Origin of the sequence: Nocardia sp. NPDC056064, assembly GCF_042266925.1 — a bacterium.
Taxonomy (GTDB): domain Bacteria; phylum Actinomycetota; class Actinomycetes; order Mycobacteriales; family Mycobacteriaceae; genus Nocardia.
The window spans coordinates 1,571,722-1,592,291 of the sequence record NZ_JBHJWO010000001.1 but is presented as its reverse complement, the minus strand read 5'-3'; the positions used below and the strand labels follow the sequence as shown (position 1 = coordinate 1,592,291).

Annotated in this window: 17 protein-coding genes and 1 pseudogene; 10 read left to right on the top strand and 8 right to left on the bottom strand. The window is 71.3% G+C overall.

The window, feature by feature from the left end:
• Entirely contained in the window at nucleotides 1–348 is a 348-nt protein-coding gene (locus ACFC06_RS07320) for a YciI family protein (protein ID WP_375928793.1), read from the bottom strand.
• A gap of 116 nt (nucleotides 349–464) precedes the next feature.
• The gene (locus ACFC06_RS07315) at nucleotides 465–2,129 is read right to left on the bottom strand and encodes an alkaline phosphatase D family protein (protein WP_375928791.1); all 1,665 of its coding nucleotides are present in this window, start codon (nucleotides 2,127–2,129) and stop codon (nucleotides 465–467) included.
• Between the two features lie 112 nt (nucleotides 2,130–2,241).
• On the opposite strand from ACFC06_RS07315, the gene ACFC06_RS07310 reads away from it, so the two are divergent.
• From ACFC06_RS07310 to ACFC06_RS07285, 6 genes are all read left to right on the top strand, one after another.
• Complete coding sequence (locus ACFC06_RS07310; RefSeq protein WP_375935258.1) at nucleotides 2,242–3,618, top strand: replication-associated recombination protein A; 1,377 nt, start codon at nucleotides 2,242–2,244, stop codon at nucleotides 3,616–3,618.
• A 75-nt stretch (nucleotides 3,619–3,693) separates the two neighbouring features.
• Nucleotides 3,694–6,360, top strand: coding sequence for an alanine--tRNA ligase (gene alaS / locus ACFC06_RS07305; protein ID WP_375928789.1), 2,667 nt, complete (start codon nucleotides 3,694–3,696; stop codon nucleotides 6,358–6,360).
• Nucleotides 6,360–6,908 carry a Holliday junction resolvase RuvX gene (ruvX, locus tag ACFC06_RS07300; RefSeq protein WP_375928787.1) on the top strand — a complete coding sequence of 183 codons (549 nt, stop codon included), beginning with the start codon at nucleotides 6,360–6,362 and terminating at the stop codon, nucleotides 6,906–6,908. The genes alaS and ruvX overlap by 1 nt, the downstream gene beginning before the upstream one ends.
• Nucleotides 6,905–8,482, top strand: a complete 1,578-nt coding sequence (gene mltG, locus ACFC06_RS07295; protein WP_375928785.1) for an endolytic transglycosylase MltG — start codon at nucleotides 6,905–6,907, stop codon at nucleotides 8,480–8,482. The genes ruvX and mltG overlap by 4 nt, the downstream gene beginning before the upstream one ends.
• Nucleotides 8,475–9,302, top strand: coding sequence for a shikimate dehydrogenase (locus ACFC06_RS07290; RefSeq protein WP_375928783.1), 828 nt, complete (start codon nucleotides 8,475–8,477; stop codon nucleotides 9,300–9,302). Before mltG ends, ACFC06_RS07290 begins: the two co-directional genes overlap by 8 nt.
• A 36-nt stretch (nucleotides 9,303–9,338) precedes the next feature.
• On the top strand, nucleotides 9,339–9,788 hold the full coding sequence (locus ACFC06_RS07285) for a B-4DMT family transporter (protein ID WP_375928781.1): 450 nt from the start codon (nucleotides 9,339–9,341) through the stop codon (nucleotides 9,786–9,788).
• Between the two features lie 134 nt (nucleotides 9,789–9,922).
• Here ACFC06_RS07285 and aroB read toward each other — a convergent pair whose 3' ends face one another.
• The 4 genes and pseudogenes from aroB to ACFC06_RS07265 all read right to left on the bottom strand — a co-directional run bounded on the left by aroB (nucleotide 9,923) and on the right by ACFC06_RS07265 (nucleotide 14,050).
• The gene (gene aroB, locus ACFC06_RS07280) at nucleotides 9,923–11,038 is read right to left on the bottom strand and encodes a 3-dehydroquinate synthase (RefSeq protein ID WP_375928779.1); all 1,116 of its coding nucleotides are present in this window, start codon (nucleotides 11,036–11,038) and stop codon (nucleotides 9,923–9,925) included.
• A 551-nt stretch (nucleotides 11,039–11,589) separates the two neighbouring features.
• Nucleotides 11,590–12,072: pseudogene (locus ACFC06_RS07275) on the bottom strand (shikimate kinase); the annotation flags it as partial.
• Nucleotides 12,073–12,179: 107 nt separating this feature from the next.
• A complete protein-coding gene (gene aroC / locus ACFC06_RS07270) occupies nucleotides 12,180–13,388 on the bottom strand; it encodes a chorismate synthase (protein ID WP_375935255.1) in 1,209 nt (402 codons plus the stop codon).
• A gap of 188 nt (nucleotides 13,389–13,576) precedes the next feature.
• A complete protein-coding gene (locus tag ACFC06_RS07265) occupies nucleotides 13,577–14,050 on the bottom strand; it encodes a prepilin peptidase (protein ID WP_375928777.1) in 474 nt (157 codons plus the stop codon).
• A gap of 172 nt (nucleotides 14,051–14,222) precedes the next feature.
• Between ACFC06_RS07265 and ACFC06_RS07260 the strand changes: the two genes are divergently transcribed.
• Genes ACFC06_RS07260 through ACFC06_RS07245 form a run of 4 tightly spaced genes read left to right on the top strand, consistent with a single transcriptional unit; the run spans nucleotide 14,223 to nucleotide 16,738 of the window.
• Nucleotides 14,223–15,344 carry an aminopeptidase P family protein gene (locus ACFC06_RS07260; RefSeq protein ID WP_375928776.1) on the top strand — a complete coding sequence of 374 codons (1,122 nt, stop codon included), beginning with the start codon at nucleotides 14,223–14,225 and terminating at the stop codon, nucleotides 15,342–15,344.
• 49 nt (nucleotides 15,345–15,393) lie between these two features.
• Nucleotides 15,394–15,957, top strand: a complete 564-nt coding sequence (efp, locus tag ACFC06_RS07255) for an elongation factor P (RefSeq protein WP_375928774.1) — start codon at nucleotides 15,394–15,396, stop codon at nucleotides 15,955–15,957.
• Between the two features lie 2 nt (nucleotides 15,958–15,959).
• The gene (nusB, locus tag ACFC06_RS07250) at nucleotides 15,960–16,469 is read left to right on the top strand and encodes a transcription antitermination factor NusB (protein WP_375928772.1); all 510 of its coding nucleotides are present in this window, start codon (nucleotides 15,960–15,962) and stop codon (nucleotides 16,467–16,469) included.
• Between the two features lie 2 nt (nucleotides 16,470–16,471).
• Nucleotides 16,472–16,738 (top strand): YciI family protein, encoded by a 267-nt coding sequence (locus tag ACFC06_RS07245; RefSeq protein WP_375928770.1) that lies wholly within the window; start codon nucleotides 16,472–16,474, stop codon nucleotides 16,736–16,738.
• 58 nt (nucleotides 16,739–16,796) lie between these two features.
• Here ACFC06_RS07245 and ACFC06_RS07240 read toward each other — a convergent pair whose 3' ends face one another.
• Both ACFC06_RS07240 and ACFC06_RS07235 read right to left on the bottom strand, forming a co-directional pair.
• The gene (locus ACFC06_RS07240; protein WP_375928768.1) at nucleotides 16,797–17,273 is read right to left on the bottom strand and encodes a hypothetical protein; all 477 of its coding nucleotides are present in this window, start codon (nucleotides 17,271–17,273) and stop codon (nucleotides 16,797–16,799) included.
• A 333-nt stretch (nucleotides 17,274–17,606) separates the two neighbouring features.
• A complete protein-coding gene (locus tag ACFC06_RS07235) occupies nucleotides 17,607–20,465 on the bottom strand; it encodes an NERD domain-containing protein (protein WP_375928766.1) in 2,859 nt (952 codons plus the stop codon).
• Nucleotides 20,466–20,570 lie beyond the last annotated feature (105 nt).

The following is a 20,570-nucleotide window of genomic DNA, read 5'->3' as shown; positions in this document are numbered from 1 at the left end:
TCAGCGCGGGAAGACCTTGATCGGGCGCACTTCCACCCCACCGGTCGCGGGCACCTGCGCCGCCAGCGCGATGGCCGCGTCCAGATCGGGCGCCTCGAGCAGGTAGTAGCCGCCAAGGGCCTCCTTGGCCTCGGCGAACGGGCCGTCGGTGATGACGGCGGTACCGTCGGCGTCGTGGCGGATCGTGGTGGCCGTCGCGGTCGGCTGCAAGGCGTTGCCGCCCAGGTTCGCGGCGCCCGCGATCTCCTGGAAGGCCCGGTGTTCGGCGAGCATGCCGCCGAGCTCGTCCGGCGACATGGCCGCGTGCACTGCTTCGTCGCCGTAGATCAGGACCAGGTACTGGCTCATGATGACGCTCCTTCGTGGACTCGGCGGCCCGCCGATCGGGCCGCTCTACTCCACCGACGAGCAGCCACCACCGAGATCGACAGCCGGTGCCGAGAATTCTCCTCCGCGCGGGCGCGTCAGGCGATCGGCGCACCGCGCTGTTCGAGACGTCCGCCGGCCGCGACGGCGAAGGACATGCCGTGGCGCACCCCGCTGCCCGGGTCGGTGACATCGAGGACGTAGAACCAGTCCATCTGCGTCTGCCCGGCCGTCACCTCGAGCACGCCGAAACCGTGCGAGTCCAGTTCGACGTAGCGCAGGTGGTGATTGGCCGCCCGGATGGCCTGCTCGGCGGGCACCGAGGCCGTGCGCGGCGGCATCTTCAGCAGATCGCCGACGCTGGACGAGGTCACCGACGGGACGACGAACTCCGTGCCCGCGGTCGGTCCGCCCGGATAGTTCGCGGCGTCCACCGGCAGGTCGGCGGCCCAGGAGGTGTGGATGTCGCCGGTGAGGAACACGACGTCGCTCACCTGGTTGCCGGTGATCGCCGAGAACAGGGTGTTGCGGTCGGCGGTGTAGCCGTCCCACTGGTCGCCGTTGACGGTGAGTCCGCCCTGCGGCAGCCCGAGCAGGGCGGTGACGGCCGCGGTGGTGGCCGGTTCCAGCGGCGGGAAGACCAGCGGCGCGATCATCACCGAGTTGCCCACCAGCTTCCAGCGGGTCGGCGAGGACACCAGGCCCGCGGTGAGCCACTGCATCTGGGTGCGGCCGGTGAGGGTGCGCGCCGGATCGTCGGCGACGCGCCAGCCCGCGCCCGGCCCGGCCTCCTCGTCGCGGTAGGTGCGCAGATCCAGCATGGACAGCTCGGCCAGGGTGCCGAAACGCAGCCGCCGGTAGATCTGCACCTGCCCGTCGGCGCGGGTCTCGCGCACCGGCATCCACTCCAGGTAGGCGCGGGTGGAGGCGGCCTTGCGGTCGGCCCAGGGTCCGGCGACGGCGGGGTCGTGGTTGTTCGAGCCCTCGCGCCAGGAGTTGTCGGCCGACTCGTGGTCGTCCCAGGTGCAGATGAACGGCAGCCGCGCGTGCAGGGCGGTCAGGTCGGGATCGGTCTTGTACTGGCCGTGCCGGATGCGGTAGTCGGCCAGGGTGAGGATCTCGTGGACCGGGTCGTGGCCGCGCACCGCGCCGTTGCGGCCGGTGTACTCGCCGCGCGCGTACTCGTAGATGTAGTCGCCCAGGTGCACGATCGCGTCGAGGTCGGTGCGCGCGGCCAGGTGCCGGTAGGCGCCGAACCAGCCCGCCTCCCAGTTGGCGCAGGAGACCAGGCCCAGCCGCAACCGGTCGACCTCGCTGTCGGTGGCGGGCGCGGTGCGGGTGCGCCCGACCGGCGAGGTCCGGCCGAGGGCGGTGAAACGGTAGAAGTAGTCGGTGCCCGCGCTCAGGCCGGTGGCGTCGACCTTGACGGTGTGGTCGGACCCGGCCGACGCGGTGACGGTGCCCGCGGCGGCGATGCTGCCGAACTCGGCGTCGGTGGCGATCTCCCAGCGCACCCCGGTCGCCGCGCCGAGGCCGGAGCCGGGGGTCGCGTCCTCGGCGACGGTCACCCGGGTCCAGAGGACGACCGCGCCGGGCAGCGGGTCACCGGAGGCGACACCGTGGCGGAACACCGTGTCCGCCGCGTGCGCCGGGGCGGTGCCCAGGACCGCGACCGCCGCGACGGCGGTACCGCCGGTGAACAGGGTGCGCCGGGCGAAGTGCCCGTGCGGCGCGGAATCGGCGGGGAGTGTGTTGTCGGCCACGATCAGCGATCACAGCCGACCCGGCGCCCCGGCGCAAGTCGGCGGACCGAATATTGGTCAACTGTCCACTTTCGCGTCGTCCGCGCGTCGCGGCCGGGTCGGTCCGGCGGAGCTGTCCGACCCCGTCGGTACCCTGCTCGGTGTGAGCGAGAGTCTTTTCGACGTGCCCGGCGCGCACGCCGAGCCCGAGCCCGGCGCCGACGCGATGATCCGTCGCGATCCGGGCGCGCCGCTCGCCGTCCGCATGCGCCCACGCGCCCTCGACGAAGTCATCGGCCAGCAGCATCTGCTCGGCCCCGGCTCGCCGTTGCGCCGCCTGGTGGAGGGTTCGGGTGCGGCCTCGGTGCTGCTCTACGGACCGCCCGGCACCGGCAAGACCACCCTGGCCTCGCTGCTGTCGCAGGCCACCGGCCGCCGGTTCGAGGCGCTCTCGGCCCTCTCGGCGGGGGTCAAGGAGGTGCGCGGGGTGATCGACCTGGCGCGCAGGCGGCTCACCGCGGGCGAGCAGACCGTGCTGTTCATCGACGAGATCCACCGCTTCTCCAAGACCCAGCAGGACGCGCTGCTGGCCGCGGTGGAGAACCGGATCGTGCTGCTCGTCGGCGCGACCACCGAGAATCCGTCGTTCTCGGTGGTGGCCCCGCTGCTGTCGCGCTCACTGATCCTGCAGCTGCAATCGCTGACCCCCGACGACATCCGGGCCGTGCTGGAACGTGCCGTGGCCGACGAGCGGGGACTGGCGGGGTCGGTCACCGTCACCGACGAGGCCTTCGACCACCTCGTGCGGATCGCGGGCGGTGACGCCCGCCGCGCGCTGACCGCGCTGGAGGCCTCCGCCGAATCGGCCGCCGACGGCACGGTCGACCTGGAACTCGTCGAGGCCGCCGTCGACAAGGCCGCCGTGCGCTACGACCGCGCGGGCGACCAGCACTACGACGTGATCAGCGCGTTCATCAAATCCATCCGCGGCTCCGATGTCGACGCCGCCGTGCACTACCTGGCCCGCATGCTGGCGGCGGGGGAGGACCCGCGATTCATCGCGCGCCGCCTGATGATCCACGCCAGCGAGGACATCGGCATGGCCGACCCCACGGCCCTGCAGACCGCGACGGCCGCCGCCCAGGTGGTCCAGCAGGTCGGGCTGCCCGAGTGCAGGCTCGCGCTCGCCCAGGCGACCATCCATCTGGCCACCGCACCGAAGTCCGGGGCGGTGACCTCGGCGATCGGCAAGGCGATGGCCGACGTGTCGGCCGGGAAGGCGGGCGCGGTACCGCCGTATCTGCGCGACGGGCACTACTCCGGGGCCGCCCGGCTCGGCAACGCCCAGGGCTACCGGTTCCCGCACGACGCGCGCGACGGTGTCGTCACCCAGCAGTACCCACCCGACGAACTCGTCGGCACCGACTACTACGAGCCCACCGACCACGGCTACGAACGCGAGGTCGGTCCGCGGGTGGCCCGGCTGCGCCGTATCGTGCGGGGTCGCTGAGGCGGCACGCCCAGTGGGACAGACCACCCCGGGCGATGAAAAACCACGTGCGCCGCACCGGTAGGCTGGGTATTTGTGCAGACCCACGAGATTCGCCGACGCTTCCTGGACCATTTCGTCCGCGCCGGACACACCGAGGTGCCCAGCGCCTCGCTGATCCTGGCCGACCCGAACCTGCTGTTCGTCAACGCGGGCATGGTCCAGTTCAAGCCGTATTTCCTGGGACAGGAAGCGCCGCCGTACGCGCGCGCGACCAGCGTGCAGAAGTGCGTGCGCACCGGCGACATCGACGAGGTCGGCGTGACCACCCGCCACAACACCTTCTTCCAGATGGCGGGCAATTTCTCCTTCGGCGACTACTTCAAGGAAGGCGCCATCACCCTGGCCTGGGAGCTGATCTCCAAGTCCCAGGAGGAGGGCGGCTTCGGTTTCGATCCCGAGCGCATCTGGGTCACCGCCTACGAGTCCGACCCGGAGGCCGCCGAGATCTGGCATCGCGTCGCTGGGATCCCGAAGGAGCGCATCCAGTTCCGCGACGGCAAGGACAACTACTGGGACATGGGCGTCCCCGGTCCCGGTGGTCCCTGTTCGGAGATCTACTACGACCGCGGCCCGGCCTACGGCAAGGAAGGCGGCCCCGTCGCCGACGAGGACCGCTACCTCGAGATCTGGAATCTCGTGTTCATGCAGGACATCCGCGGTGATCTGAGCCCCAAGCAGGGCCATCCGCCGATCGGCTCGCTGCCGCGCAAGAACATCGACACCGGCATGGGCGTCGAACGTGTCGCCATGCTGCTGCAGGGCGTGGAGAACGTCTACGAGACCGACCTGCTGCGCCCGATCATCGACAAGGCCGAGCAGCTCACCGGCCGCTCCTACGGCGTCGAGCACGCCGACGACGTGCGCTTCCGCGTGATCGCCGACCACGTCCGCAGTTCGGCCATGCTCATCGCCGACGGCGTGAACCCCGGCAACGACGGCCGCGGCTACGTGCTGCGCCGCCTGCTGCGCCGCATCGTGCGCTCGGCCCGCCTGCTCGGTGCCGAGCAGCCGGTGATGGCCGAGCTGATGAAGGTCGTCTCCGACCTGATGTCGCCGTCCTACCCCGAGCTGGCCACCGACTTCGCCCGCATCGAGACCGTCGCGGTCGGCGAGGAAACCGCCTTCCGCAAGACCCTCAACACCGGCGAGACCCTCTTCGACAACGCCGCCACCGCGGTGAAGTCCCACGGCGGCAAGCAGATCGCGGGCTCGGACGCCTTCGCGCTGCACGACACCTACGGCTTCCCGATCGACCTCACCCTCGAAATGGCCGCCGAGGCGGGCCTTTCGGTGGACGAGGAGGGCTTCCGCTCGCTCATGGCCGAGCAGCGCAAGCGCGCCAAGGACGACGCCCAGGCCCGCAAGCACGCCCACGCCGACCTGACCGTCTACAAGGAACTGGTCGACCGCGGCGCCACCGAGTTCACCGGCTTCGACGAGCTCACCTCCGAGGCGCACGTGCTGGCCCTGATCGCCGACGGCGTGCGGGTCCCGGTCGCGCAGGCGGGTTCCGATGTCGAGGTCATCCTCGACCGCAGCCCGATGTACGCCGAGTCCGGCGGCCAGATCGCCGACCGCGGCACCATCACCGCCAACGGCCTGAAGCTGCGCGTCAACGACGTGCAGAAGATCGCCAAGAAGCTGTGGGTGCACAAGGCCACCGTCGAGCAGGGCCAGCTCACCGAGGGCGATGTCGTGCTCGCCCAGGCCGATCCGGCCTGGCGCCGCGGCGCCACCCAGGGCCACTCCGGCACGCACATGGTGCACGCCGCGCTGCGTCAGGTGCTCGGCCCCAACGCCGTGCAGGCCGGTTCGCTGAACAAGCCCGGCTACCTGCGCTTCGACTTCAACTGGCAGGGCGCGCTGAGCGAGCAGCAGAAGGCCGACATCGAGGCCGTCTCCAACGACGCCGTCGGTGCCGACTTCCCGGTGAACACCTTCGTCACCGATCTGCCCAAGGCCAAGGAAATGGGCGCCATGGCGCTGTTCGGCGAGAACTACGGCGACGAGGTGCGCGTCGTGGAGATCGGCGGCCCGTTCTCGATGGAGCTGTGCGGTGGCACCCACGTCGAGCACTCCTCGCAGATCGGCCCGATCACCGTGCTCGGTGAGTCCTCGGTCGGCTCGGGCGTGCGCCGCGTGGAGGCCTTCGTCGGCCTGGACTCCTACAAGTACCTGGCCAAGGAGCGCGCGCTGCTGGCCGGTGTCGCGTCCTCGCTGAAGGTGCCCTCCGAGGAGGTGCCCGGCCGGGTCGAGCAGCTCGTGGAGCGGCTCAAGGTGGCCGAGAAGGAACTCGAGCGCACCAAGATCGCCGCGGTGCTGTCCTCGGCGGGGACCTTCGCCGAGCAGGCCGAGCGGGTCGGCGCGGTCCGCCTGGTCGCCGCCGCCGCGCCCACCGGTGTCGCGGCGGGCGACCTGCGCACGCTGGCCACCGATATCCGCGGCCGCCTCGGCAGCGATCCGGCGGTGATCGTGCTGCTCGGTGACGTCGACGGCAAGGCGCCGTTCGTGGTGACCGTCAACAAGGCCGCCCAGGACCTGGGTTTCAAGGCGGGCGATCTGGTCGGCGCCTTCGGCCCGAGCATCGCCGGTCGCGGCGGCGGCAAGCCGGAGATGGCGCAGGGCTCCGGCTCCGATCCCGCCGGCATCCCCGCGGGTCTGACCGCGGTCCGCGCACGGGTGGCCGAACTCGCCGGCTGATGACCACCCCCGGTTCAGCCGACGACACCGCCGCTGATCGACCGGATCCGGCGACCGACCCCGGCCGCGGGCGCCGCATCGCCATCGATGTCGGCAGCGTCCGCATCGGGGTCGCCTCCAGCGATCCCGACGGCATCCTCGCCACGCCGGTGGAGACCGTCCCGCGCGCCAAGTCCGGGCGCGCGGGCGGTCCACCCGCCGACATCACGAGAATTGCCGAGATTGTGCGGGAGTACGAAGCGGTCGAGGTGATCATCGGCCTGCCACGCACGTTGCGCGGGGAGAACGGCACGGCGGCGGGGATCGCGCGCAAGTTTGCCAAGCAGTTGCGCCGGGTGATCGACCCGATTCCGATACGCCTTTCCGACGAACGTTTGACTACGGTGTCTGCTGCACGTGCGCTGCGCGACAGTGGAGTTCGCGCACGTGGCCAGCGGCAGATGATCGACCAGGCGGCAGCCGTGTCGATCCTGCAAGGATGGTTGGACGAGCGGAGTTCGGTGTTGAAGGACGCAGAGACGACGAATGCGGTCGGAGATGATGCATGACCGACCGATGGGCCAGGGCCGAGGAACGCTACCGGGCAAGGGAAGCTGATCGGCGCTACCCCCGGCGCGACGACTGGGGCCTGGACGCCCGCACCGCGCGCACGGAGGAGGAGCCGCCGTCGGGCCCGCCCGGCTGGGACGACGAGGACGGCACCGACGTCATCCCGCGCTACGAGGACGAGCCCTACGACGAGCCCGAGCCCGAGCCCGAACCGGTGGCCCCACCGCGCCGGGTGCGCGAGCGCGCCGCTCCCGCCCGCACGCCGCGCGCGGGTGGGCGCGACGGTGCGCGGCCGAAGCCGCGTGACGGTGCCCGCGACGGCGCTCGGGCGAAGTCCCGCGAGGGCGAACGCGAGGGCAAGCGCGCCCGGCCCGCCGCGGGCCGCAAGCGGTCGCGGATCGCCTCGCGCAAGGCGGCCGAACGCAAGCGCCGCCGCCGCAACATGTGGTTGATCACGGGCGTGTTCATGGTGCTCGTGGTGGCCGGGGCCGGTTTCGCCGGCTACAAGCTGATCGGCAGCCTCACGCCGGCCGCCGATTTCGCGGGCCCGCCCGGCGCGCAGGTCATCGTCCAGGTCCATCAGGGCGATACCGCGACACAGATCGCCGCGGCCATGCACGACAAGGGCGTGGTCGCCAGCCGCGAGGCCTTCTATCAAGCGGCCGTGCGCAACTCGGGCATGAACAGTGTGCAGCCCGGCTTCTATGCGATCGGGGTGAACAGCCCGGCCGCCGACGCGGTGGCCACGCTGGTGGGTGGAAAGGCCCGCGTCGGCAATGTGATCGTCTCCGAGGGCCGGTTGCTGCACGACAAGCACGATGTGAGTACCGGGGGCCGTTACGACGGCATCTATCGCAAGATCGCGCAGGCCAGCTGCTACGGCGCCGACCAGAAGTGCGTCACCTACGAGCAGCTCGACGCCGCGGGCGCGAGCCTGGACCTGGCCAAGCTCGGCGTGCCGGAATGGGCGATGCAGGGCGTGCGCGACTGCCCGGACCGGGCGCGTCAGCTGGAAGGGCTGATCGCGGCGGGCACCTGGGACTTCGACCCGAGCGGCACCCCCGAGCAGATCCTGCGTCAGCTGGTGTCCTCGAGCGTGCAGCGCTACGAGGCCACCGGGCTGCTGCAGTCGGGAGCCACCACGGGCCTGAAGCCGTACGAGACCCTGGTGGCCGCGTCGCTGGTGGAGCGGGAGGCCAAGCCGCAGGACATGAGCAAGGTCGCCCGGGTGATCGTGAACCGGTTGAAGGTCGACCAGATGCTGCAGTTCGACTCGACGGTGAACTACACCCTCGACACCACCGAGGTCGCGACCACCAATGCCGACCGCGCCACCGAGACCGCGTGGAACACCTACGCGATGCACGGCCTGCCCATGACCCCGATCGCGGCCCCCTCGCTGGGCGCGCTCGAGGCGATGGAGAACCCCGAACCGGGGAACTGGCTGTACTTCGTCACCGTCGACAAGGAGGGCACGACGCTGTTCACCGACGACTACTCCGAGCACCTGCGCCTGGTCACCCAGGCCCAGCGCAGCGGCATCCTCGACAGCTCCCGGCCCTACGGTGGCTGAGCCGCGCAAGGCGGCGGTGCTCGGTAAGCCCATCGCGCACTCGCGCTCGCCCCAGCTGCACCTGGCCGCCTACCGCGCCCTCGGGCTGGACTGGAGCTACGAGCGCGTCGAGTGCACGGCCGAGCAGCTGCCAGGACTGGTCGACGGGCTCGGCCCGGAATGGGTCGGGCTCTCGGTGACCATGCCGGGCAAGGAAGCCGCCCTGGCCCACGCCGACGTGCGCACCGACCGCGCCGTGCTGGTCGGTTCGGCCAATACCCTGGTGCGCACCGAGGCGGGCTGGCTGGCCGACTGCACCGATGTGGACGGGGTGCTCGGCGCGCTGCGCGGCGGCGGGGTCGGCACGCTGGAGGAAGCCGTGGTGCTGGGTGCCGGTGGCACCGCACGGCCCGCCCTGCTGGCGCTGTCGGAACTGGGTTCCCGGTCGGTGACCGTGATCGCCCGCGACGCCGGGCGGGCGCGTAGCGCGGTGGAACTCGCCGAGCGTCTCGGTATGACGGTGTCGACGATCGGTTTCGACGACGCCGGGCTCGCCGCGGTCTGCGCGCGGGCGGGCGCGGTCGTCAGCACGATCCCGTCGAGCGCGGCGGCCGCGGTCGCGGAGTCGGTGGCCGGGGCGCCGGTGGTTCTCGACGCGATCTACAACCCCTGGCCGACCCCCCTGGCCGAGGCCGTGGCCGCCGCCGGGCACACCGTCGTCAGTGGTTTGCAGATGCTGCTGAACCAGGCGTACGGGCAGGTCGAGCTGTTCACCGGGCAGCCCGCGCCACGCGCGGCCATGGCGGCGGCCCTCGACGAGCTCGCCGATACCCAGAATTGATACCGGTTCTAGTTTTGGCCCGCTAAGGTGTTGCCCATGAGCGCTTGGGTGTTACGAGCCGTCGGTCTCGGCGCGTTGGTCGTCGCCTTGCGGGTCCTGCTGGGATTCGCGATGGCGACGCTGCCGACCTACGGCCTGCTGTGGCGGGTGGCCTGCCTGGTCGTGCTCGTCGGCACGGCCGTGGTGTGGGGCCTGCGCGACAGGCGCTCCGGCGGGACCGACCTCACGGTGCGCTGGCTGGCCGCCGGATTCGGTGCCGGGCTGAGCAGCAGCGCGGTGTGCTGGGCGCTGGATCAGCTCCCGCGCGTGGAACTCGGCGACAGCGGTGCGCTGTTCGAGCTCACCTCGGCCGCCTCGTTCATCATGCTGCTGATCTTCCTGCCCGCGATGGTGGGCGTCGCCGTCGCGGGCGTGCGCGCGCGACGCGCCCGCGACGCCGCCGAAACCGCCGAGATCACCGGCGAACCGGAACTCGCCACCGCCTGATCGCTGCGCCACTCGCTCGCGGTGCGGCACCGCTTCCAGTCGCGGCACGGCACGGTTCGCCGTCTCGGAAGAGGCTCGGTCGTGGTCGGCGAATCCGGTGCCCACCGCCGGGTGTGGCGGTGGGCGTTCCCGGCTCAGAGCAGGATCGCGCCGCCCGGCTTGTCCTCGCGGGCGATCGCCGAGTAGGCGGCCGCCAGCAGGCTCGGGTCCGGGCCCTCGAGGCGGCCGGGCTTGGCCAGGCCGTCGAGCACCACGAACCGCAGCACACCGGAGCGGGTCTTCTTGTCGGTCTGCATCGCGTCCATCAGCTGCGGCAGCGCGTCGGCGTCGTAGCTCACCGGCAGGCCGACACTCTCCAGGATGGTGCGGTGCCGGTCGGCGGTGGCGTCGTCGAGACGTCCCGCGAGCCTGCCCAGCTCGGCCGCGAACATCAGCCCGACCGACACAGCGGCACCGTGGCGCCAGCGGTAGCGCTCGCGGCGCTCCACGGCGTGGCCCAGGGTGTGGCCGTAGTTCAGGATCTCGCGCAGGCTCGATTCCTTGAGATCGGCGGCGACCACATCGGCCTTGACCTGGATGGCGCGCCGGATCAGTTCGGGCAGCACCGTACCGGTGGGGTCGAGGGCGGCCTCCGGATCGGCTTCGATCAGGTCCAGGATCACCGGGTCGGCGATGAAACCGGCCTTGATGATCTCGGCCATGCCCGCGACGATCTCGTTGCGCGGCACCGTCTCCAGCGTCACCAGGTCGACCAGCACGGCGCCGGGCTCGTGGAAACTGCCGACGAGGTTCTTGCCCGCCTCGGTGTTGATGCCGGTCTTGCCGCCGACCGCCGCGTCGACCATCGCCAGCAGCGTGGTCGGCACGTGCACGATGCGCACGCCGCGCATCCAGGTGGCGGCCACGAAGCCGGCCAGGTCGGTGGCCGCGCCGCCGCCCAGGCTCACGATGGCGTCGTTGCGGGTCAGCCCGATCCGGCCGAGCACCTCCCAGCAGAACCCGGCCACGGCCAGGTCCTTACCGTCCTCGGCGTCGGGGATCTCGATGCGGTGCGCGTCGACACCGGTCTCGGCCAGTGCGGTGCGCACCGCCTCGGCGGTCTCGGCCAGCGGCGGCTGATGGAAGATCGCCACGGTCCGCACGGCATTGCCCGCGGTGACGGCCTCGACGAGGTCGCCGAGCAGTCCGCGACCGATGATCACCGGGTACGGGTCGGCGGTGCGGACCTGGATGGTGGTCGGCTCTGTCACGTGCGCTGCTCCGATTCTTTCTGGTCGTTGGTGGTGCGTCTGCCGCGGCGCCGCGGCGTGCCGCGCCGGGCGCGATCGGCGCGCTCGGCCGTGCCGGGCTGTCCCGACCCGGCCCGCGTGCCCGCGGATTCCGATGTGCCGGTGCGGGTTCCGGTGTCGGCCTGGGTGCCGCGTTCGCCCGCCGCGGTACGCGCGGCGGCTTCGCGGTTGGCCGCGGCCGTCCGGATGCGCGCGCCGCCGCGGCGTGATCTGGTCCGCCGGGACCGGCGGGTGCCTGCGGTGCGCTCGCCCGCGCCGGACCGGCCCGCAGTGCCGGTGTCGGATTCGGATCGTGGTGCGGCCGAACGGTTCCGGCCGGTGTCGGCGGAACCGATCGGATCGGCGGTGCCCGGCTGCTCCGCGCGCCGCGCTGCCGCGGCCCGTGCCCTGGCCCGCCGCCGCGCCCTGGACCGGTTGCTGCCGATCCCCGGCCTGCTCGTCGAACTCGCCGGGGCAGTGGTGTTGGCGGCCTTGCGCTCGGCATCGAGGTCGGTGCGCACCGATTCCAGGCCGAGCTTGGCCAGGATCATCCGCACCACCCGGCCCGGGCTGCGTCCGTCGGTGCGTACGCGCACCGTGGCCACCTCGCGGTAGATCGGCCGCCGGATGTTCATCAGCTCACGGTATTTCGCGGCCGGGTCGGCGCCGTTGAGCAGCGGCCGGGCATTGCTCGACCCGGTCCGCCGCAGCCCCTCGCCGATGCTGATCTCGAGGTACACCACGGTGGCCCCGCGCAGCACCGCGCGGGTGCGCTCGGAGAGCACCGAGCCGCCACCGAGCGAGACCACGCCCTCGTGTTCGAGCACGGCGCGGCGCACGACCTGTTCCTCGATCCGCCGGAACTCCGGTTCGCCGTCGGTGGCGAAGATCTCCGGAATGCTGCGGCCGGTGTCGGCCTCGATCCCGGCATCGGTGTCGTAGAGCTCGACACCCAGTTCCCTGGCCAGCTTGCGCCCGATCGTGGACTTCCCCGATCCGGGCGGACCGACCAGCACGACCCGCGCGCGCGGCGTACCCCCCGCCTCGGCGGGGGGAGCCGGCTCGGGCTCGACAGACGTGGGGCCCGCGTCGTTCTCCGCGGCCCCCTGCTGCCCCGGCCCGGTCACGACGTACGGCTGTCCGCGGGCACGTGCGGGCGGTTGCCGATCCGCTTGACGTAACTGGTGATGTTGTCGACGGTCTCGGCCAGCGAATCGCCACCGAACTTCTCCAGCGCGGCCTGTGCCACGACCAGCGCCACCATCGACTCCGCGACCACACCGGCCGCGGGCACCGCGCACACATCCGAGCGCTGGTGGATGGCGACGGCTTCCTCGCCGCTGGACATGTCCACGGTCGACAGCGCGCGCGGCACCGTCGAGATCGGCTTCATCGCGGCGCGCACGCGCAGCGCCTCACCGTTGGTCATGCCGCCTTCCAGACCGCCCGCGCGGTTGGTCGAGCGCAGCACGCCGTCGGGGCCGGGACGCATCTCGTCGTGGGCCTGGCTGCCGCGGCGGCGTGCGGTCTCGAAACCGTCGCCCACCTCGACACCCTTGATCGCCTGGATGCCCATGAGGGCGGCCGCCAGGCGCGAGTCCAGCCGCTGTTCGCCGCTGATGAACGAACCGAGCCCGATGGGCAGGCCGGAAACGATGACCTCCACGACGCCACCGAGGGTGTCGCCGTCCTTCTTCGCGGCCTCGATCTCGGCGATCATGGCCGCCTCGGCCTCGGCGTCGAACGCGCGCACCGGGCTGGCGTCGATGGCGTCGAGATCGCCCGCACCCGGGATGACACCGGTGGTGTCGGCGGCGGTGCCGATCGACACCACGTGCGAGATGACCTCCACACCGAAGGCCTGGCGCAGGAAGTTGCGGGCCACGGTGCCCGCGGCCACGCGCGCCGCGGTCTCGCGCGCACTGGCGCGCTCGAGCACCGGACGGGCGTCGTCGAAGCCGTACTTGAGCATGCCGGAGTAGTCGGCGTGCCCGGGACGCGGCCGGGTCAACGGCGCGTTGCGCGCCATCCCGGCGAGTTCGGCTTCGTCGACCGGGTCGGGCGACATCACCTCGGTCCACTTGGGCCACTCGGAGTTGGCGACCTCGATGGCGACCGGGCCACCCATGGTGCGGCCATGGCGCACACCACCGATCAGGGTGACCTTGTCGGCCTCGAACTTCATGCGGGCGCCGCGCCCGTAGCCGAGCCTGCGGCGCGCGAGCTGAGCGGAGACATCCTCCGATGTCACCTCGACTCCGGCGACCATCCCTTCCAGGAGGGCGACGAGAGCGGGACCATGGGATTCTCCGGCAGTTATCCAGCGCAACACGCCGACCATCTTCCCACGTCGACACGCGTAGGTGGTGACGTGGTCCGACGTGACGAGCGGCACGTCCGCGCCGGGCCGGGCCGCGCGATGCCGCCCGGTGCCACGGCTGTGCTGCGGCGGACCGGTCCCGGGCATCCTCGCAGCGACCCGATCCGCCCCCCGATCGGCGCCGTACGCCGTGGCGGCGATCACGTCAGCGCCATCGCCGACACGGTGGCCAGGCACATGGCGGGCCCGTGGGGCACCAGCTCCCGGTGGCCCACCGAGCGCGTGCGGTCGACGGCGTGTCGCACCCGCGCCCCGACCCATCGACTGCCCAGCAGCGCGGCCGCGGCGAGGCCGGTGAGCACCGGTGCGGCGACCGCGGCCCAGGTCCAGGCGGGTGGTCCGGCCAGCGCCGCGGCGCCACCCAGCGCCACCGCCAGCTTCACATCGCCCGCGCCGAGTGTGGCGGGGGAGACCAGATGGACGACCAGGTACGGCATGGTCAGCAGTGCGGCGCCGATCACCGCCGTGGTGAGCTGACCGGTGGATCCGGCATAGAGGAAGACGGCGGCGGCGCCGAGGCCGGTCAGCGCGTTGGGCAACCGGCGGGCGTGGACATCGATGACACCCAGCAGCAAGCACCAGGCGACGAGCAGGCAATACGCGGCAGTGGTCATGGATCGATCGTGCGGGCCCGACCGCGGCCGATCGAGCCCCTCTCCGGCGATTGTGGACAAAGTCGCCGGTTGTGAACAGGCAGATCTCCAGTTGTGCGGCCGCCCGCGTTGCGCCGCGACGAGTCCCGCGTTCGGTGCCGACGTGTCGGGGGCGGGGCGGTAGCGTTGTCCCATGTGTGCTGACAACCCGGGTCCCGACCACGCGGCACGGCGTGGCGCCCTGCGGAGCCTGCTGGTGGAGAACGGCGTCGACGCGCTGCTGGTGACCGATCTGGTCAACATCCGCTATCTCACCGGCTTCACCGGATCCAACGCCGTCCTGCTGGTGCACTCGTGGGACATGCGCGGCGCCGAGGACCACACCGTGATCGGCACCGACGGCCGTTATTCCGCGCAGGTGGCCGCCCAGGTGCCCGATCTGCGCGCCGAGATCGCCCGCGCGACGGCCCGGCGCATCCTCGAACTGGCCGGGGAGTGGCAGCTGGGCCGGATGGGATTCGAGAGTCACATCGTCACCGTCGACGAGCACAAGTCCTTCCAGGAACAGCGCACCGGGCTGCAACTCGTGCCGACCTCGGGCCTGGTCGAACAGCTGCGCATGGTCAAGGACGACTACGAGATCACCCAGCTGCGCGCGGCCTGCGCGGCCGCCGACGCGGCGCTGGCCACCCTGCTCGACCGGGGCCTGATCCGGCCCGGCCGCACCGAACGCCAGGTCGCCCGCGACCTCGAGTGGGCCATGTTCGACCACGGAGCCGAGGCGATCTCGTTCGAGACGATCGTCGCCGCGGGTGCCAACTCCGCTATTCCGCACCACCGGCCCACCGGTGCCGTGCTGGCCGCGGGCGATTTCGTGAAGTTCGACTTCGGCGCGGTGGTCGACGGCTACCACTCCGACATGACCAGGACCCTGGTGCTCGGCGAGCCCGCGGACTGGCAGCGTGAGATCTACGACCTGGTCGCCCGGTCCCAGCGGGCCGGTCGCGAGGCGCTGAAACCGGGGGCCGAGACCCGTGAGGTGGACGCCGCGGCCCGGGTCGTCATCCACGACGCCGGGTACGGCCCCCAGTTCGTGCACGGTCTCGGGCACGGGGTCGGGTTGCAGATCCACGAAGCGCCGGGAGTGGCCAAAACCAGTACCGGTACACTTCTTGCTGGCGTGGCGGTGACCGTCGAACCTGGTGTGTACCTTCCCGGCCGCGGCGGGGTCCGGATCGAGGACACGCTCGTGGTGCGTGAAGGGGGCCCGGAACTGCTCACCCTCACCACCAAGGACCTGACCGTCGTCGACTGACGCCGGTCGCACCCAGACCGCAGTAAACGAACGAGGAGATCCGAGGACAGTGGCGGACACCAGCGACTTCAAGAACGGCCTTGTGCTGAAGATCGACGGTCAGCTCCAGCAGATCGTCGAATTCCAGCACGTGAAGCCGGGCAAAGGCCCCGCCTTCGTGCGGACCAAGCTGAAGAACGTCGTGTCCGGCAAGGTCGTCGACAAGACCTTCAACGCCGGCGTCAAGGTCGAGACCGCGACCGTCGACCGTCGCGACATGACCTACCTGTACCACGACGGCACCGACTACATCTTCATGGACGGTGACACCTTCGACCAGATCTCCATCGCGGAGGCCACCATCGGCGACGGTGCCCGCTTCCTGCTGGAGAACATGGGCGTGCAGGTCGCCGTGCACGAGGACGCGCCGCTGTTCGTGGAGCTCCCGGTCACCATCGAGCTGGTCGTGCAGCACACCGACATCGGCCTGCAGGGTGACCGCTCCACCGGTGGCACCAAGCCCGCCACCCTGGAGACCGGCGCCGAGGTCCAGGTCCCGCTGTTCATCAACACCGGTGACAAGCTGAAGATCGACTCGCGCGACGGCAGCTACCTCGGCCGCGTCAACGCCTGATCGTGGCGGACTCCCCGGCAGACAAGAAGGGCTCGTACAAGAAGCTCGGCGCGCGCCACAAGGCACGCCGCCGGGCCGTCGACCTGCTGTTCGAGGCGGAGGCGCGTGACGTCGACGTCTCCGATCTGCTCGCCGAACGCGCCGAGCTCGCGACCAGCGATCAGAGTGTCGCCCCGGTCCACGCCTACACCGGCACCCTGGTGGAGGGCGTCGCCGACGATCTCGATCGCGTCGACGGCACCATCGAGTCGTACCTGCAGGACTGGACCCTGTCGCGGCTGCCCGCCGTCGACCGGGCGATCCTGCGCATCGCGGTCTGGGAGCTGTTCCACGCCACCGATGTGCCGCCGGTCGTGGCGGTCGACGAGGCCGTGGAGCTGGCCAAGGAACTGTCCACCGACGACTCGCCGTCGTTCGTGAACGGTGTGCTCGGTCAGGTCGTGCAGGTCGCGCCGCAGGTGCGGGCCGCCGCGGCCGCCACCCGGGCTCCGCGTCCGGAACCCGAGGACTGACCGTGGCGAACAAGTACCTGGTGATGGTCATGCGCACGCCGCGCTTCGACGCGTCCGTGATCGAACCGCACCGCGTGTTCCTGCAGGAGCTGATCACCAAGGGGCAGCTCCAGGAGAGTGGCAAGTTCACCGACGGCAGCGGCGGCGCCTACGTCATCCTGGCCGAAAGCCTCGATGCCGCAACGGCGATCGCGCACACCGATCCGGTGCACACCACCGGTGCCTCGGAGCTGACGATCTACGAATGGGAGATCACCGCCTCAGCGTGATCCTCGTTCTCCGACAGCCGCGGATCTTCCGGGATCTGCGGCTGTCGCCGTCTCGGCCTCAGATCTGGTGCAGGCAGTACGAGACCGGGGGCCGCACGTGGACGACCGCCTCGGTCACCGCGAACTTCTTCGACGATGCCGCACAGACCTGCCGATCCTCGGCCGCGACCCGGGTGTCGACCATGAACGTTCCCGCTGTGCAGGGCACTTTGCGCAGGCGATTCAGCCAGGCGTTCTTGTTCTTCGGATCGTTGACGCATTCCCCGACGGCGACATTGAGTTGCAGGCACCAGCTCTTGCGCCGACCGGACTTACCGAAGGCGGCGTCGCCGACCGCGCACTCCTGCTTGCTCGCCGCCTGCGTCACGATCAGGACTGCCTCGGGATGGTCACAGGGTCGACGTTCGAAAGTGTCGCGGTGGCCGGGCGCCCGGGTGAAGTACCCGCAGTCCCCGGTGGCGATCTTGCGGAAGTCCGATTGCGCGAAACCGACGACGGCGAACGTGCTCACGGCGACGGCAACGGTGGCGAGCACCCCGATCCACACCCATTTCCGCCGTCCGCCGAAGAAGCGAGCATTGCGGGCCTGCTGCTCGCGGTGGCCGGGTCGTTTGCGTCGACCGGCGGGTGGTCGCCATGGCTCGGCGGTCGGACTACTCCCGTGCCCCGGTGAATTCGGTGGTTCCACCCGGCCAGCTTGCCAGAGCCGCAAGGCAACTCGGCCGGGTGGGCGTGTTCCCGACGGCCTCCGCCGGTGGGTGTACGTGGCCCGGCGGAGGCGCGACCGGCGCCGGGTGGCGCGGTGTCGGGATGTGCGCGAGGCACACGGTGATCCTGCAACCTCGAGTGGGCTCGAGGTCAAGGCGGATCAGCGGTCGGGGTGGACGACCGGGGTGAGGAAACCGGTGACCTGGGCGGCCGAGGGTTGGCCGAGGCGCCGTCCGAGGAAGTCGGGGGCGTCGGCGGCGGCGCGGCAGCGGTCCGGGTCGGTGTTCGCCGGATCGGCGGAGTAGCGGTCGCCGAACATGATGGCCCTGGCCACCTCCCGGCCCGTCCGCAGCTCGTAGACCACCACCTCGTAGCTGGCCCGGAACAGGTTGACGGTGCGGCCGATCGGCTCGCCCGGCTCCGGCGCGTACTGGCAGGTCTGCACGAGTTCGCGCAGCTCGAGCTGCTTCATGCAGGCGATGAGCTGCGCCGTGCCCGGATCGGTCGGCCGCCAGGCGCGTGCGTCGTCACGGGTGACCATGCTGCCGAGATCGCCGGAGAGATAGATCGGGCTCGGCCCGTCCCGGTCGTACTCCGCCGCGTTCGGGAACGGCGTGCGGTTCTCGCCGCACATCCGGTCGTAGTCCGACATCACGAACCGGCTCGCCTGCACGGCCGTGATCGCGAAGAATCCCGCCCCGAACAGCGCGATGAACAACACCAGCGCGACCCCTGGCCCGATCCGTACCCGGCGCAGCGCCGACTGCCGCCGCTCCCGAACCGGGCGGTTACGCCACCGCTCGAGCCACGAACCACCCACCGGGCGGCGCGCCTGCGAGGCCGACTGCCGGGCCGAGTGGTCCCGCTCGACCCAGTCGCTCCAGTGCTCGGTGTTCCCTTGCGGCGCAGAGTATTCCGAGGACTCCCGCCGCCGCGCGGTACCCGCGGCCGCCGCCCCCGCCCCGGCCGCGGCGAATCCGGCCGCCGCCCCGATCCCCGCGCTCCGCGAACTCGCCGCAGCGTCGCCGGACCGTGGCGCATCGTCGCCCTGGTGCCATGAGTCGGACTGCGGCGCATCGCCGTCCGGGTGCCATGAGTCGGACCGTGGCGCATCGTGGTCCGGGTGCCATGAGCCAGATCGTGGCGCCTCATCGTCCCCGCGCCACGAGCCGGACCGCGGCCCATCATCGTCCTCGTACCCGTCCCAGTCATCACCGTCGTCCCAGCGGTCTCCGCCACGGGACTCGGAGAACTGCCCGCCCGGCCTCAACGACCTGTCCGCGAACCGGCCGTCCGCCTCGTCCTCACCGGGCGACGAGCCATCGGCATCGGAGACCTGCTCGCCGACACCCGCCGACCGGTTCTCGAACCGGTCGTCCGCCGAGTCGTCCCACCCCTCCGCGTCATCGGTATCCGGCAATTGCTCGCCGGCAGCTGCCGACACGTTCGCGGCCCGCTCGTCTCCCAGACTCGCGGATTTGACCAGCGAAACCACACCCGCCGGCGCGGCCACCGGCGAACCCACGGCCGGACGAGCGGACGAGGAACCCTCACCGCTGTCCGCCCCCAGTGTCCTCGGTGACCCCTCCGCTCCGGATGACGCGAGAGGCGTCGTCGCCGCTGACGTGGGTGGTGCCTCGGCCTCGGATGCCGTGGTTGGCTCGTCGGTCTCCGAGCGCGCGGGTGGTACCTCGGCCCCGGTTGACGTGGATGACCCCTCGGCCCCGATTGGCACCGGTACCACCTCGCCCCTGGACGGCGCGGGCAGCGCCTCGGCCCCAGCTGACGCGGGTGGTGCCTCCGCCCTCGATGACGTGGATGACTCGTCGGTCTCGGAGGGCGCGGGTGGTGCCTCGGCCTTGGATGGCGCCGGTGGTGCCTCGGCCCCAGCTGACGCGGGTGGTATCTCGGCGCCCGACGACGCGGACGCGCTGCGAATCGGAGTCGTATCGCCGGCATCGCCGGAACCCGCCACAGCAGAACTGGATTCGCCCCGCGGTCCACTGCTGCTGCCCATCGCGTTCCCGGCGGTGGACTTCTCGGCGCCCGGAGTGTGGTCCTCGACGGTCGCCTCCTCACGCGTCACGCTCACGGCGGCGTTCTCCGGGACGGCCGCCGCGGCAGCGGATTCCTCACGCCCCGGAGTTCGGTCGCGCGGATTCGCCTCGCGCGCAGGCGGCTGCCCGCCCTCCGCATGAACGTCCACATCCGCACGCTGCGGCCGGTGGGCGAGACGGTCGATCGCGGCGAGGAAGGCCGGAGTCGCCGACTGGCCGATCCGCGAGGTCATGGGTGGTGGACCGCTCGGCTCGCGAACGGGCTCGGCCGGGGGTTCGGGGAGTTCGACCGGGGGCGGGGTCACCGGGCGGCTGGTGGTCGCGGCGTCGAGATCGGCGGGGAAACCCTGGCCTGCCAGGGCGTCGGGTGCGGGCAGCAGATGGTGCAGGTTCAGCGCGGTGAACACGCGGGCGACATCGTGGACGCTGAGCCGGACCGTGCGGCCGGTCTCGGCGTGGAAGTAGTCGTGCAGGGGAGTGGGATCGTCGCGGTCGACCAGGACGGCGCGGTAGCCGTCGGCGATGCGGGTCTCCTCGAGGGTGATGGCCGAGCCGGGCTGCGGGACCAGTGCGATCACCGCGTTCACCCAGCCGAAGATGCCCGCCTGCTGCAGCAGGTTCTTGACCGCGAAGACCTGGCGGCGCACCTGGACGAACGGATTCGGGACGCGCGTGGCGTGATACAGCGCGGCCGGTTCGTCGTCGATGGTCCACGGCCCGTTCGGCGGGGTCGCCAGAATGCCCGCCTGGCGTTCGGTGAATCCCTTCACCTCCACGACGGTGACACCCTGCGGCGTGCACACCAGCGCGTCGACCTCGACGGACCCGCCCCGGCTCTCGGCCACATGGCAGCGGAAGACAGCGACCCCACCGGCCTCGGACACCCAGTCGCGGATCGCCGTGCCGACGATCTGCTCTGCGCCTTCGAGTTCGGTTTCGTCCGCGACGACGACGATCACCACGACCCCCTGTGCAACCTTGTGCGGACTCCTACCAGGATACGACCTCCGCTAGCCGTGTCGAAACCGAATCCTGTTGCTGAACAACGTGATCGACAAGAACAATTA

What these genes read in the sequence shown, in the direction of transcription:
- ruvX (WP_375928787.1), top strand. Translation starts at nt 6,360, where the DNA reads ATGACCACCCCCGGTTCAGCCGACGACACCGCCGCTGATCGACCGGAT.
- ACFC06_RS07285 (WP_375928781.1), top strand. Translation starts at nt 9,339, where the DNA reads ATGAGCGCTTGGGTGTTACGAGCCGTCGGTCTCGGCGCGTTGGTCGTC.
- mltG (WP_375928785.1), top strand. Translation starts at nt 6,905, where the DNA reads ATGACCGACCGATGGGCCAGGGCCGAGGAACGCTACCGGGCAAGGGAA.
- ACFC06_RS07265 (WP_375928777.1), bottom strand. Translation starts at nt 14,050, where the DNA reads ATGACCACTGCCGCGTATTGCCTGCTCGTCGCCTGGTGCTTGCTGCTG.
- ACFC06_RS07320 (WP_375928793.1), bottom strand. Translation starts at nt 348, where the DNA reads ATGAGCCAGTACCTGGTCCTGATCTACGGCGACGAAGCAGTGCACGCG.
- ACFC06_RS07260 (WP_375928776.1), top strand. Translation starts at nt 14,223, where the DNA reads ATGTGTGCTGACAACCCGGGTCCCGACCACGCGGCACGGCGTGGCGCC.